The following is a 14398-nucleotide window of genomic DNA, read 5'->3' as shown; positions in this document are numbered from 1 at the left end:
GAGACAATTCTTGAAACTGTGCTCTAACTCACCAACAATCTACGCCACAAGAGCGAAGAAGGAAATACAACCGGCATTCTCTCCTCAGGGATTGACATCACCAAACGTAAACAGCGCAAAGAAGAAATTCAGGAACTCAAAAATAGGTTCGAACTGGCCGTAAAAGGGGGCAAACTCGGTGTATGGGATTGGGATATGCAAACTGACCATGTCGAATTCAACGAGGAGTGGGCAGCAATGCTCGGCCACTCGCTTGATGAAATCGAACCACATCTGCAGGCGTGGAAAAGTCGTGTCCATCCCGACGATATCGATGCTGCTGAGGCGGCACTCAATGACCATATCGCTGGCAAAACCGATTTTTATACCACTGAACATCGAATGGAAACTGCTGATGGAGACTGGAAGTGGATTCGTGATGTAGGGAAAATCTTCCAACGTAACGAAAAGGGTGATCCAGTTCGAGCGGTGGGGATTCATATCGACATTCATGAATCCAAGTCATACCAGCAGTCTTTAGAACAAGAACGAGATCGGCTTGATCGGTTCGCCAGCATTGTTTCCCACGACCTCCGTAACCCGTTGAATGTCGCGCAGGGTCGAATCAGCCTTGCTCAGAAGACATGTGAAACCGAACATCTTGACGCCGCAACAAAGGCGGTTGACCGGAGTCTTGAGCTGATCGAAGATATGCTTGACCTTGCACGAGCAGGCCAAACAATCTGCGAGACAGAACCGGTTGCGATTCATGACACTGCCCAGGCCTGCTGGGATACCGTTGAAACAGCAGATGCAGAAATAAGGGTAGATCTCAACTCTATAATACAGGCTGATAGAAGCCGTCTCCACCAGCTGTTAGAGAATCTATTCTACAATGCCGTTGAACATGGACGCAAAGATGTTACAGTCAGAGTGGGGTGCATATCCGGAGGATTTTATATCGAAGATGATGGCCCCGGCATCCCGCGAGACAAGCGGCAGGACGTTTGGGAATCTGGGTACTCGGGTAGGAAAGATGGAACCGGATTCGGGTTAGCAATCGCCAAAGAGGTCGTAACCGCTCACGACTGGGAAGTTCGTATTACTGAAGGCTCTGACGGTGGAGCCCGATTTGAAATTACCGATGTCGAGATCATCGATGAATAAAGTCTGGATCAAGACAACTGTTTGTCAATATCGCAATAAAATATTCCAACCTATTCAGCGAACCTAATTCCCATCTGTCTGGGTGCTAAAAGATCGTTTTACGGCCGCACCACCAGATGAACTTGAATCAGAGTCAAACGTATCTATGCCATCAATATCATCGGGATCGATCGATTCAAATCGCTGGATAGCAACCCGCGGATAACCCTCTTCTGATACTCCACATCCCCATACTACTACACGATCAGCTACCTCATCATTAATTTCTGCCGTAGCTTCAACAATAGACGTATAATCAGTATCTGCATCGAAACACACTCGCTTAATGTCATTATAAACGAATTCTTTGCTTACTTGTTGGGCTCCTGTGGCTTTTGTTATTTTATCAATTATTCCGATACTCATGGTTAGTTATTCCTCTAAAGTAAGTAAATTCTTGTGATTTCAGTGGTTAGTCCCTATAACGATACATTCGCCACCGCTCTCGTCTGGCTACATCCATATTTTATAATTATCTAACATAATTCTATGCAATTATGTACTAGTGTCTAATTAGTTGCAAAACATTCAAACTATACACACGGTTAGTTGAATAATATACTGAATCAAATCGAATTTGAAGACTCACAGTAAGGAATCACCAAATAAAAATTAATTAGTGAACATAATGGCAAGCGATGGGCAATCAACTGAGACCAGATTTCTTTACTCGATAGCTACTAGTGGACAATATGATCGGTTAGTAACCTATCTGGGCAGTAACGAACCACTTGCTGTCCGGAGAAAGGCTGCTGATTTGTTGACGCAGTCGCTTGAGTCACTTGTTGATCAAGAGACTGACTCAGTTGTTGATGAATTATATCATGCTGCTTTGACAGAAACGACTGATTCTGTCCGTGCAGATATCATAGAAGTGCTAATTTATGTTGAGGATAATGCAGTCGATAGGCTTGTATCTAAGATTGAATCAGGAGAGTATCCAACGCCGACGGACTCACCTTCTCCATTAGTGTATGTAGAATGGTTTGATAGTAGACATGTTGAACTTCGGTTGGTAGCTGTCACTGGACTCGGTCAAATCGGCACCCCACAAGTTGTCTCAAAGCTTATTATCGCCTGTCAGGATAGTGACAAGCGCATTCAAATTCGGGCGTTGAAAGAGTGTGGTCGTATTGGCGACCCACGGTGCGTTGCTGTTGCCAGAAATTGTCTCCAGACGACGGATCGAGATGTCAAAACGGCCGCTGCTCGCTGTCTTGTGCAAATTGGAACCCCTGACGCTATCGGGGGAGTCATGGCCCTGTGTAAAGAAGACGATCTTCGCTTACGCCGAGCGATTGTCTCAGAGCTCGGAAAAACTGGCTCATTGTCTGTTTTCGGGATATTGCTTAATGAGATTGCTGATCCCGAGAGCCAACTCAAGGACTTAGCAATACAGTCAGCAGTTGAGCTAATTGCTCACGCCGACTCAGCAAATAGTCATGCTGTTAGGATAACTGTTGGAACACATCTACAGCAGGTTGCCGATCAAGATACGATCAATAAGTTGGCTGCTGTTGTGGATTCACCAACTCCACAAATTCGACGGAATGCAATCTGGGTGCTCTGTCAGCTCATCGATCCATCAGTTCACATCGAGAGTCTGGACAAATTGATTGCAGCAATCGGGGATGATGATGAAACTACAGCCAAAATGACCGTCTCAAAGCTTGCGAAATGCACTGATACAGTTGTCCTTGACCAGCTTGACGAGTTCGTTGAAACACATGAGATCAATTCGCGGGTGATGCAGCGAATCGATTATATTCGAGATCAAATCAAGACGAAAACCGCAGATGATAGACGCAAAGAGGCTATCGAATACACGAAAGTGAGTAACCCTGCTGACTACACGAAAAAGCATGCGGATGAATAATTACCAGTCGTACGCTATGACGTACGAGCACGAGACGGCCCCCACGCTAGTGAAATCACAGCTCAGGACTACGACCGGCTGGTAACATTCGAACAGACCTCAGTGGTGACCTCAATTACCCTGACGAAACATTGTTGAAAGGCTGTTTTAGACGTTCACGATGCGGATTAATCGATCCTGTGAAATATGGAACGACAGTCAGTACAGTGCTGAGCACTGGCTGACTGCCTATACAGCCCACTATAATCACCACCGCAATCACTAATCCCCCGACAACCAACCGCCGGTAGAAGCACTCAACCAGGAGGGCTCAATCTAGCAGTGCCTTCCTCAGCAGTATTACGGTAATCTTACAGTAACCCAACGCCCTCTACCGAATATGCCTCCAGATGGCTACACAATAGTGACGATTAGTACCGAGACGGCAGCGAAGCTATCCACGGTAATGATCAAACACGAAGTGGATTCAATGGGCCATGCAATCGATTATGCGACGGATCTCGTAATTGGAGGAAAAAAACTGACCAACGCTAAGCTCGCACGACCTCTGCACCACCGTCTGGACAATCAAGAAAGTGAGTAAAACGCACGACAGCGTACGCTTGATATAAATTTATGATAATTTGTATTTGAGACGGTGGGAACGAGATTAAACCCAGAAGTAGTGATATCTGACTCCCCAGCTGATCAACCAACAGAACCGACGCCTGAATCAGAGAGCGATCAGCAACCGCCTGTCGATGCCGGCGAGACACCTGAAGTCAAGATCAATAGCATCGGGAACAAAGATGGCGGGACTGCCCGGATTGGTCAAGGCTATGTTATCATCGCTCCGGACACGAAGGTTTGCGGCCGGGCAACCGTTCGGATTGAGACTGCAAAACAGAATGTCGCCTTTGCAGATGTCTTTGAATGACACCACAGACCACAACACGACTGAGAGGCAAATTATAATATACCACCTCTGTGAGTATGACTGAGTTCAACAGTTGATTTAGGTATTTGTGATAGTAAATTGCAGGACTGCAACACTAAGTTTCAACCACAATATGACGGCGATAGAACACAATTTCTCGGTTTACGACGATGCTGGTGTCTCACCGTCATCAGTCATCAAGCGCGTTGGCAGCAATGTTACGACCGCTGGCGTTCAATTCAACCTCTTGTCTCATCCGTACCCGATCTATAATACCGTATTCAATAAGTTGGTCAAATGTCTCTTCAATCGTCGTCACGTCGCTCCCGACGAACGATGGAATATCAAACGGTCGGACTCCGGTATGTAGTGCCAACAGCACCTCCTGCTCAGTTCGTGTCAGTTCAATATCTGTCTGACTGCGCCGTTCTGCCTGCTTGAATAGCGATTGAGCGAACACACGAGCTCGCTGTGGAACCGCAATGTGGGTCTCTACCATGGTTTCATCAGACAGATGTGAGGCACGAATAACAGTTCGTTCTGCTCCGTTAATTGTTTGCTTGGTCACAGTTGTGTCAGATAGTTCTTCAAACTCCAAAGTCGCCTGTGTACCGTCATTTAGGGTTACCACGACATGATTCGGGTTAATCCCTAATCTGGCTGTTTCCCAACTCGCCGTCTGTACCACACCGCCGCTGACCGCTGGATGCTTACATCTGACCGTTTCTCCCTCAAGTGTGGCCGTATAGAACCGTTCCCTGAACGACTCGTACGCTTCTGGGACGATAATAACAACGTCGCTTCCTAACTCGACTCGCATATAATCTGAGAGTGCAGCTAACGATTGATTAGGTTGCTTCTGCCCTGAAAGTCCAGTGATATCTGAGAAATCAATAGCGAGCTGTCCACTATCGCCGAGGAGGATCAGCCGCTGATCAGATAAAATAATTCGGCCTTCCAGCCATGAAACTTGATCAACCTGTGTGCCGTTTTTGACAGCTATAGTGAACTTACCAGTCGTATCAGATATTTTATTTTCTGTCTGATTTATCACCCTCGTCTCAGTGCGGTCTGCCTTACCACTCATGCAGCACTGCCCCCTGGATACCTGCTATCTCTGGCTTATTCATTTTACCATATACAGGGGCTACAACTACTTGAATGCCGTTATTGGCACTCTTAGATGCAAGGCAACGATGCTGATGATCTTTACTGTATTCACTCTCTGTTCGTTGCATCGCATACAACTGCCTGCAATTGTATGTAATCAAACATATTTTACAATAGTGCCTCATCAGTGATTGAGATCCGGTATCTACACACTGAGCTGAGTCGGTTATCTTACCAAACAGAGAACCGGTAAACGCCAGGTCGTTAGGTAAGAATTTGAACCAGCGTTACTCGATATACCTGCTGCTTTCATCGCTTTAGAAGTACCCACCACTGTCACCGACAGAAAGTACTTATTCTGAGCAGCGAAGATAGCCAGTGGCTGATTCCGATCCAACAGCCAGATCCATAACCACCCTACTGGTGCTACTCATCCACAACTTGTAGGGAGACTTACGGCCCCACTTTCACTCTCCCACTCCTTTCGATAAACCGCTAGTTGATCGTCGCTCACTCAGAGTTCCTCAACGACTACAGTCGGCTTGTCCACCGGTGGATTCACTCAGGATGGACTGGTTCGCGGCATTCCGAACACCGAGCAAAAACACGCTGCTCACCATCAGACTCGTATCTGATCAACACTGACCCAGTTGTGAGTACCGAACCACAGAACGGACAAACACCAACCGACTGATCGTGTTTGGTCATACGCGAAGAGGAACTTGGAGCGTGTGACGACCTGCCAAGTTCCAGCTAGTCATACAAATTGTATCTACAAAATACTCATCCACCCGCAGCGAAACTGAACACGATGATACGAGACGGGAAAACTAGCTCTGTGAGGTGTTGCTTGTGCAGATCACCACTTGTTTTGCCACCGGAACAGAGAAGCTATTCAGCGGGTGCGTAGTTCAGTCCGGCAGAACAACCGGAGCGCGTCTCACCAGCAGGGCCGTGAGTCCGCGCGGCACGGCCACTGACTGAAACGCTGGTAAGGCGTCCGGAAGGCCCTGGGTTCGAATCCTAGCGTACCTATCAGAAGGCACCAACCGATCAGAGTTACTCTTGCTCATACTGGAGATTCATCACCCACTGAGTGAACACATCGCTTTGCGAATCGACATCATCCTCACCAATAAGCGGTGAGAGCATATCACCAGCCATCAACAAGCGGTAATCGAGATCTGCACCAGTCGGTGTCAGGTAGTATGTCTTCCTGCCATTGTACATCGTTTCCGTACGCTCAATCAACTCGGCTTCTAACAGCCGATCAACGATGCGGCTCCCCGTGCGCGAAGAGACATCCAGTTCTTTCCAGAGCTCACTTTGGTGGAGACCGCCAGTCTCCTCGATCAGTTCCAGTCCACGGTGTTGGGATTCGGATAGCTCAACGGGAGGTTCAGCAACGCTCACACAATGACATAGATCCGAATTTCACTAAATCTGTCGATAGAGGTCTCCTAACCAAGAAATAATCTAACCACTGAGTTGTGAATCTCAGGTATTTGTCGGCAAGGCATACTCATCAGCCAACTCCACGAGGTCATACACATGAATCCCAGATTTGAACCACAGCACCCGGTCGTCCATCCCTTCGAAATCGTCTGCCGAGCAGTCGAGCCGTTCTGAAACCGCAACTACGAGATTTGCTGCGTCTGCTTCCCTGATCTTCGTCAATTTCTCGGAGAGATACTCTGGCGTCCAGAAGCCAACGATTTCGAGGATTACACGCCGACCATCAGGGTGCTCAATTGCAAAATCGGGTAACATCACCTCTGCACCGAGATCGAGCACATCATCCTCACGTACGAGCTCCCATTCAGTATTCGCCCGCTCCCACTTGTCAGCGAGGGTTCGTTCGACATCGCTGTCAAAGTCGCTCTGTGCCGAATAGTGTGAAGAGAGGCCGTCAGTGTGATCCAACGCAAGCGTTCGGCGGTGATCCGTTGTCCCGGTTGTCTCATCAAGAATCTCGGCTTCCATCTCCCAGCGCGTACACAACGGGAGAGCTGGCAGGAAATTCGCCATCCGAATGCCGTACTTCCGCGATTTCGAAAACAGTGAGGCAGCACCATCAAGCACAGCCTCGTATCCATCGGCTACGTCCGTACTCTCAACCCTGCTTCCGGCGTTGTCGATTGGATAGATCCGATGCATCAACCCGAAGAGCTTGACGTAGCTGAACACCGTCGAGAAGGAATCCCACACGCGAATCCGCATCTCTGTGGCATCATAGAGAACAGCCTGCGCTAACGCCAGATTGTAGCGGGTGAGTAGCCACTCAACAGTGATCGTATCATCGGCATACGATTCCGCACTGTCACCGGTGAGCTGTGTGGTACTCGTCGTCACCTCACCATCGTGACCCTCGATGGCCTGATTCCCGAAGCGGACGAGTCGCTTGTTCTCGTCGAGATCCGCATACATTCCCTTGTAGCACTCCTCAAGTGAGATGCCGAGTCGGTCAGCGATGTTGCTATAGATATCCAGCGGTTGAGTATCATCCCCGAGTGTCGGTTGGCGGACGACCGGATACGAGTCGTTGGCCTTCTCGAACAGTCGCCGACGGATTTCCTGTGGATCAACCGGGGCAACGACTTCGAACTCACACTCGTCTTGCAGGAGTTTCGCTAGCCCTTGGACAATTTTGTAGTCCGTATCGGCGATGGTTAGCTCGTCAATCGTCGCCTCTACCTCGCCTTTCGGCTCGCCCAGATGCTCGGTGAAAATTTCGATGAGTTCGGTTGCTGTCTGTTGATATCGGTCATCGTCCGGATCAACGAACAATGGCGTGACCGTGTCGCCGTCCGTCCGGGAGCGAGCGAGGTCGGCAGTCAGCATCAGGCCACCCCCTGTCGGCGGCGATCTGACACGTAGGTCTCCATCGTATCTTCAGTGATGATCTCATAGAGCCGAGCAGGTTGGTTGTCTTCAGTCGGGCGGAGGATTCGGCCGAGTCGTTGGGCGTACTGCCGTTTGGACGCACTCCCCGAAAGGATAATCCCGACGTTGGCAGCTGGGACATCGATCCCTTCATCGAGAACTTGGGAGGTCGCCAGCATTGAGTATTCACCAGTGCGGAATCGTTCCAAGATTTCTGTTCGTTCGTCAGTGGCTGTCTGATGAGTGATGCAAGGAACAATGAATTCTTGCGAGATCTCGTAGGCGAACTCGTTGTTGGCGGTAAAGATGATCGTCCGGTCGTCGTAGTGGCGTTTCAGGAGGTTATCGAGTGTATCGAGTTTCTTTTCGGCGGTTCGAGCAATGCGTTCTGCTCGTTGTTTAGCGATGAGAGCCCGCCGCCCCTGCGAATCATACGAGGTGCGTTTGAGGAACTCCTGGTAGCCGTTTTCCTTCCAGAGCTCGATATCGTGAGTATCGATATAATCGCGGTAAATCTGGTACTCTTCGTCGTAGGTCTCCCGTTCGTCGGAAGTGAGTTCAACCTGTAGGTGGATCGTTTCGTACTCGCTGAGATACTCGCCGGTCAACTCATCGACGGCCTCCTGATAGACGACCGATCCGAGAAGATCTTCAAGGACTTCGTGTTTCTCGTCTGCTCGCTCGTAGGTAGCCGTAAGCCCGAGTCGATACGGTGCTATCGTCATCTCGGGGATCTGCTGGTAGGTGGGTGCCGGAAGGTGGTGAACCTCATCGACGACAAGCAGGCCGAATCGATCACCGTACTCGTTGATGTACCGGTAGGCAGAGTCGTACGTCGTGACTGTGACTTCGGTCACGTTGTGGCTGCCACCACCGAGAACGCCGACGCCATTTGGCAGTTGCTCGCCAAAGGCGTTGGTGAGGGTGGCGTGCCACTGGTTCATGAGATCAATCGTCGGGACGACAACAAGCGTACTAACACCGGCGTCGGCGATGGCTTGGACAGCAAGGAACGTTTTACCACTGCCAGTCGGGAGGACGACACTTCCACGGCGGCTATTTTCTCGCCACGCAGTCAGTGCCTCCTGTTGGTAGTCTCGTGGTTCAATAGCGACCGATGGCGTGAGGTCGAATTCAGAAAACGAACGAGCAGCGTCCTCGAATCCCGCTGAACTCGCCGGCGATTCCCGAAGCGTGGCTTGGCCGTCACCGGTGGCCCACTCGTAGATCTCTCGATAGTGCTGGGCTTGGGCCCGATACTCCTCAACACGGTCGTCCCATTCAGCGTGAGGGACAGTATCGGGAGCATCCTCAATCAAGAGAGTGCCGTCGTCGAACGAGAGACGCATTCAGTTCGGCCTACAGCGGGGACGTACTTGTCGCTGCTGGGTCACAACACAAATGAATCAATCAACCAGCGATCAAACCACTAACGGCGTATATTCGCTTTATATGGTCGAAATCAGGGTTTTTACACTTGGTATGTGGGGTGTGCAGTGGCATGCTGACCACAGCTATGCTGCTGCACTCTGGGAATACTATAATTTAGTGTACACACTCGGATATCCGAGCTGCCTTTATATATTCTTATATACCACTTTTATATCAGTCCGCTGTATCTCCGATTGTACTACTAACACATGGTCAAGCCGACAGAAACAATTGAAATCCAGAACGTCGTTGCCTCCACAGGGATCGGCCAGGAACTTGATCTCGAAGCACTTGCGACCGACATCCCAGGAGCCGATTTTAACCCTGATAACTTCCCCGGACTAGTCTACCGGACGCATGACCCGAAGGCCGCCGCACTGATCTTTCGCTCCGGGAAGATCGTCTGTACCGGTGCATCGAGTACCGATGAGGTGCACGGCGCACTGGATATTGTCTTCGAAAAATTACAGGGGCTGGGTATTCCAGTCGGTGACGATCCTGAAGTCACCGTCCAAAATATCGTCTCCAGTGCAGACCTCGGTTACAGCCTCAATCTCAACGCGCTTGCAATTGGACTTGGACTCGAAGATGTCGAGTACGAACCAGAGCAGTTCCCAGGGCTCGTCTATAGAATGGATGATCCTGAAGTCGTCATTCTACTCTTCGGGAGTGGAAAAATCGTGATTACCGGTGGCAAAACGCCAGAAGACGCCACTGTAGGCGTCGAGAAGATGACCGAACGGATTGACGATCTTGGATTGGCCGGCTGATTGTCGGAGCCTGTAGAGGCTACCACATTACACTAATTCTCACTTTTACAGGCGGAGTAGACCGAGTGCCTCGGGTTACCCCGAGGAGGTTCACCTTGCCAGTCGTAGTATCACACGCTGATCCCACGATGTTTGACTCCAAAGCGGTTTACCACCCGTAAATATATGCGTTTGCGGAAACGCATACGTATATATGACAATACGTGCAGCAGTATTCCTCGACAAAGGTGGAACCGGAAAGACAACTACTACAGCTCATCTTGGGCGAGCACTCACTGAATTAGGTCATGAAGGAATCTTGATTGACTTAGCAGGGAAACAGTCGGATCTCGCCAAACAGTTCGGTCTCTACGAACCACAACAGAAGGCAATCGAGAATGACGAGGATTTCCCTAACCTCTCATCGGTATTCGACGACGACTTTGGAAAACTCGTGAAGATGAACGGTGCTGATGCCATCCTTGATCGTTTAATCTACGAGACAAACGAGGGCATGGATCTGATCCCGGCACATCCAGGACTCGATAGCGTCGATGGTGAACTGAACAATGTTGAGGATCGAGAGGATCGCTACGGTCGGCTAAAAGCATTTGTTGACGAATATCTCGAAGGCCGATATGATTTTATCCTAATCGATCTACCGGGATTGTCTAGGATTGTACCATACAATGGAGTGTGGGCAGCTGAAAACATAATCGCACCTGTAGAGATGGGGAGTTACGAGTTTGGTCAGCTTAAGCAATTAGCTGAGGATATCGATAAATATCGTTCAAACTGGGATATCGATGCAGAACTTACCATGGTAATACCAAATAAATTCGAGCGAGGAACCACTCTCGCTGATGATTATATGAACCGCTATCAAGAGGAGTTCAACGGTGCAATGGCACCTAACCCGGTGGCAAAATCACAAGACATCAGAAACGCAACTGAAGCAGGAAAGACTATTTTCGAGCTCGAAGAGCCCTCGGCTACAGCCAGCCGTGCAAAGGAAGCCTACCTCGCCAACGCCCGTGAACTAGTTGATCGTATTGGAGGTAAACGATGAGCGACGATATACAAGTTCCTGATAGTATGAAAGATGATCGCGGCAGTTCTCTCGATGAGGAAGCAAAAGCCACCGAGCATTTTGTTGACGACCTCGCAGAGGCGATGGGTCGTATCGAGTCCGGAGATGTGTCAAAAACCATTGCATTTCGTGATGAGCGCACAGCCGCACTCTTCCAAGCATTAAAACAGAATCCTGAACGGCTTCAGTCAACGGTCGAAACCCTACGTTCCGAGTTAGGGTCTGACAAGGATTCAAAAGGCGACCGCAGTGAGTTACTGCGGTTATTAGTTCGATATAGCATTCAGGACGTAACACCAGAGCTCGCCGAAGCTGAAAAGCGGGCACGGGTTCAAAGAGTCGAAAACGACTACTAGTTTGCGTTTGCGTACTCGTTTGCGTTTGCGTTTTCGTATCTGTTTCCGTTTTTAGAAAATGGCTTTGTATCCAGGCGTTTTCTGTCGAGAGTTACGAGCAGCTTCTCTCCGAATCTCGTCAGAAGTGATTGGAAGGATCAAACCGTCGATTCTTGTTGTATGAACTAGCGATTTCGAAAAACAATGTTTCGCCGTCTAGCATTGGTTTGGTTATCTTGTTCCAGTCAAAGAAACTCATCCATAGTCGAGGCATCGACATAGTCTCTTGAGCAGAAGCGCAATCGCTTGGGTAGTGCTCTCTCCACTATGGTAACAGTCTGCAATGGTTATCGTTCCGTTCACGTCAGTTTGATACTAACAGTCGTCGTTCGGGCATCGAAACGTCACCGGTGTGCGCTCTCGATACTATTGAGGTCAATTTCATCAAGACGCGAAATATTTGATAGCACGCTAACGGCTGCTTCGGTCTCAATACCGAGTTCGTATTTATAATAGTGACCGCCTTGAGATCCATCGTTAAATTCAGATCGAATCATGATACCTTGCATATCGAGATCATGAAGTTGATCTCTCATTCGTCGCATAGCGAGAATATTGACATCAATTTTTTTCGCCATAGTTTTATAAATACCATAGATGATTTTGGTTCTAGCTGGAGTGTCGTTTGATAATTCTAGTGCGGTTGTCGCAGCAAGGGCAAGATGACCTTGAGTTGTGAGACCTCGCATACCCTCCTCAACTCGCTCTTTCTCAATCAATGCCTCAGCTTCCCTAACATGAGATTCAGTAACCGTTTCATCACCCTTGGAGGAAGCAAGCTTTGCAGCCTTGCGTAGGTACCCGATAGCCTGTCGTGCCGAACCTTTGTCTTGTGCAGCAAAAGCAGATGCTATTGGTATGACATCATTCCCTAGCACATCCTCATCAATGAACGCTTTTTCTGCACGACGTTCAAGAATTTCTCCAAGTTGTTTAGCATCATACGGAACAAAATGGACACTTTCATCGTACAAGGAGTCTTTGACTTTAGGTGAGAGGTTATCTCGCCACTTGAGGTTATTTGAGATACCTACAATGCTCGGGTAGACATCCTCGTTAACATACCCTTTTGATCTTGCACGGGGAATAGAATAAAGAATTTTGTCATCTGTTCCAATATTATCAATTTCGTCTAAAACCAAAATAATAGTCCCACCTATTTTGTTAAATTCCTCAAACATTCGGTCAAATGCCTCTGACGTACTAAGTCCATTCATCCGTTCACCAGTGAGCTGATAGACGATTTGATTAACAACCTGAAATGAGGTAGTCAAATCTTCGCATGAGACGAATAGCGTAGTGAGATCGAGGATATCGGATTCATTTTCTGCGTGATACTCAAGTTCGGATAACTCAACTTGTGCAGCCGCAGTTTTTCCCTGTCCAGCCTTACCGTAGAGAAAAACGTTGTCGGCTCCAGCACCCCGTGTTGCTGGAGCAAAAGCTGATTCAAGCTGGTTGATCTCGTCATCCCTTTCAGGCAAATCGTCCGGAGTCCAATCTTCAGACAAGACTTCTTCGTCATCGAAGATGGTCGATTGGCCTGCATATTTAGAGGGCATAGAGAACTACTAACACGGTTGGTACTTAAAACCCCTGCGTCCGGAGTGTCTTCTGTGTCTGGAGAAGAAATCTGGCTTAAAACACACACCCCCCACTACGTCCGCTGTATCTCAAGATAATCCACCTAGGCTTTCGGTTGTACAGACGCTCATGGCTATTTGAGAGGCCGATAGATCCTGACAAAGTTATTGCTTAGAATCACGCCTAATCTAGCCGGTATCTTTATTACCAATACTCAATAACCAAACCCGTAGTGGGTAAATAAAATAAAGAAAATGTTAGAACACTTCTTTGTCACGCGAATTCATTTTGCGCTGCCTGATATATTTCGTGTATTCCCTCAAAAAACGTCCTTTTAGACTCTCTTAACGGTGTTTATCCTATCAACCCCTGTTATTTCTCGCTACTCTGCGGACATGGTGGGGGGTGTGTGTTTTATAAGTTATCCACTCTGCAGACTCTGCGGACACGGGGGTGTTCAGATATTCCACGAGAATCATAATAAAACATTCATACGGATCTAAGGTTGACTGGCAGATCTCGACGACAAAATCTTCCCATCCAGAAATCCACTTCTTGGCTAGCTCGATCCATCTTATGCTGTTGACTCTCACACGTGAACGCAAAGAACCTCCCTACACCTCACTAGAATTTAGAATCTTACCAAACTTTAATCTTATATCTCCTCGTTTTGTTTGGTAAGAATGCCAGCAGAACAGCCTCAACCGCCTGAGGGTCTGCCAAAGTACCTCGCCGAAGGTGTTCCCAAACAGAACGACGGTACTCTCCGAGAGCTGCAAGGGTGGATTAACGAGTTGCTCGAGTATCGATCTGATCTCTCGGCAGATGAGATCGAGGTTGCCGAAGAAGAACGTCTTGAAACAGTTGATGACACGGGTGAGACGACAACAGTCATCAAGAAAGTGCCCTGTGGCAAGGAATCGTGCTCAACATGCCCGCATGGGCCGTACCGATACGAGGTTCATCGTGATGGGGGTGGTCTCGTCTGGGATTACGAGGGTGTCGTCAATGAGTAGCAGTGGCGGTGCATCCTGGGCTGCACTACGAATTGGTATCCATGAGCACTATGAGGTTGGCCATTAGAATCAACTGTATCGAAATTTTGCGTTTTCAATCGATATCTCACGCGGCAGCTTCGAGTTAGAAGCCTCCCCATCGAATGGATCGAGCAGGCATTTG

The 14398-nt window shown here is 48.6% G+C and carries 14 protein-coding genes; 7 read left to right on the top strand and 7 right to left on the bottom strand.

Annotated elements, in window-relative coordinates; all coding sequences use genetic code 11:
* The first annotated feature begins 75 nt into the window (after positions 1-75).
* On the top strand, positions 76-1146 hold the full coding sequence (locus DP106_RS13445) for a sensor histidine kinase (RefSeq protein WP_321167553.1): 1071 nt from the start codon (positions 76-78) through the stop codon (positions 1144-1146).
* Between the two features lie 63 nt (positions 1147-1209).
* Here the strand turns inward: DP106_RS13445 and DP106_RS15565 are convergent, their stop codons facing one another.
* Positions 1210-1551 (bottom strand): hypothetical protein, encoded by a 342-nt coding sequence (locus DP106_RS15565; protein ID WP_133305152.1) that lies wholly within the window; start codon positions 1549-1551, stop codon positions 1210-1212.
* 262 nt (positions 1552-1813) lie between these two features.
* Between DP106_RS15565 and DP106_RS13440 the strand changes: the two genes are divergently transcribed.
* Positions 1814-3061, top strand: a complete 1248-nt coding sequence (locus DP106_RS13440) for a HEAT repeat domain-containing protein (protein WP_120086116.1) — start codon at positions 1814-1816, stop codon at positions 3059-3061.
* A gap of 637 nt (positions 3062-3698) precedes the next feature.
* Complete coding sequence (locus DP106_RS16585) at positions 3699-3977, top strand: TRAM domain-containing protein (RefSeq protein WP_120086112.1); 279 nt, start codon at positions 3699-3701, stop codon at positions 3975-3977.
* 190 nt (positions 3978-4167) lie between these two features.
* On the opposite strand, the gene DP106_RS13425 is transcribed toward DP106_RS16585, so the two are convergent.
* The 5 genes from DP106_RS13425 to DP106_RS13410 form a co-directional block, all read right to left on the bottom strand.
* Positions 4168-5064, bottom strand: coding sequence for a CheF family chemotaxis protein (locus tag DP106_RS13425; protein WP_120086110.1), 897 nt, complete (start codon positions 5062-5064; stop codon positions 4168-4170).
* 581 nt (positions 5065-5645) lie between these two features.
* Positions 5646-5795 carry a DUF7837 family putative zinc-binding protein gene (locus DP106_RS16660; protein ID WP_449405086.1) on the bottom strand — a complete coding sequence of 50 codons (150 nt, stop codon included), beginning with the start codon at positions 5793-5795 and terminating at the stop codon, positions 5646-5648.
* Positions 5796-6146: 351 nt separating this feature from the next.
* Positions 6147-6500 (bottom strand): helix-turn-helix transcriptional regulator, encoded by a 354-nt coding sequence (locus tag DP106_RS13420; RefSeq protein WP_120086109.1) that lies wholly within the window; start codon positions 6498-6500, stop codon positions 6147-6149.
* 84 nt (positions 6501-6584) lie between these two features.
* Entirely contained in the window at positions 6585-7928 is a 1344-nt protein-coding gene (locus DP106_RS13415) for a DUF790 family protein (protein ID WP_120086107.1), read from the bottom strand.
* Positions 7928-9319, bottom strand: coding sequence for a DEAD/DEAH box helicase (locus tag DP106_RS13410; protein WP_120086105.1), 1392 nt, complete (start codon positions 9317-9319; stop codon positions 7928-7930). The genes DP106_RS13415 and DP106_RS13410 overlap by 1 nt, the downstream gene beginning before the upstream one ends.
* Positions 9320-9610: 291 nt before the next feature.
* Between DP106_RS13410 and DP106_RS13405 the strand changes: the two genes are divergently transcribed.
* From DP106_RS13405 to DP106_RS13395, 3 genes are all read left to right on the top strand, one after another.
* The gene (locus tag DP106_RS13405; RefSeq protein WP_120086103.1) at positions 9611-10171 is read left to right on the top strand and encodes a TATA-box-binding protein; all 561 of its coding nucleotides are present in this window, start codon (positions 9611-9613) and stop codon (positions 10169-10171) included.
* A gap of 193 nt (positions 10172-10364) precedes the next feature.
* Entirely contained in the window at positions 10365-11219 is an 855-nt protein-coding gene (locus DP106_RS13400) for a ParA family protein (RefSeq protein ID WP_120086101.1), read from the top strand.
* Complete coding sequence (locus DP106_RS13395) at positions 11216-11596, top strand: hypothetical protein (RefSeq protein WP_120086099.1); 381 nt, start codon at positions 11216-11218, stop codon at positions 11594-11596. Before DP106_RS13400 ends, DP106_RS13395 begins: the two co-directional genes overlap by 4 nt.
* Positions 11597-11979: 383 nt before the next feature.
* Here DP106_RS13395 and DP106_RS13390 read toward each other — a convergent pair whose 3' ends face one another.
* Positions 11980-13197, bottom strand: a complete 1218-nt coding sequence (locus tag DP106_RS13390; RefSeq protein ID WP_120086098.1) for a Cdc6/Cdc18 family protein — start codon at positions 13195-13197, stop codon at positions 11980-11982.
* 705 nt (positions 13198-13902) lie between these two features.
* Here DP106_RS13390 and DP106_RS13385 point away from each other — a divergent pair.
* Positions 13903-14235 (top strand): hypothetical protein, encoded by a 333-nt coding sequence (locus tag DP106_RS13385; protein WP_120086096.1) that lies wholly within the window; start codon positions 13903-13905, stop codon positions 14233-14235.
* The last annotated feature ends 163 nt before the right edge of the window (positions 14236-14398 follow it).

This window comes from Halonotius pteroides (genome assembly GCF_003605635.1).
In the GTDB taxonomy this organism is placed as follows: Archaea; Halobacteriota; Halobacteria; order Halobacteriales; family Haloferacaceae; genus Halonotius; species Halonotius pteroides.
This window is presented reverse-complemented; position numbering and strand designations above follow the sequence as displayed.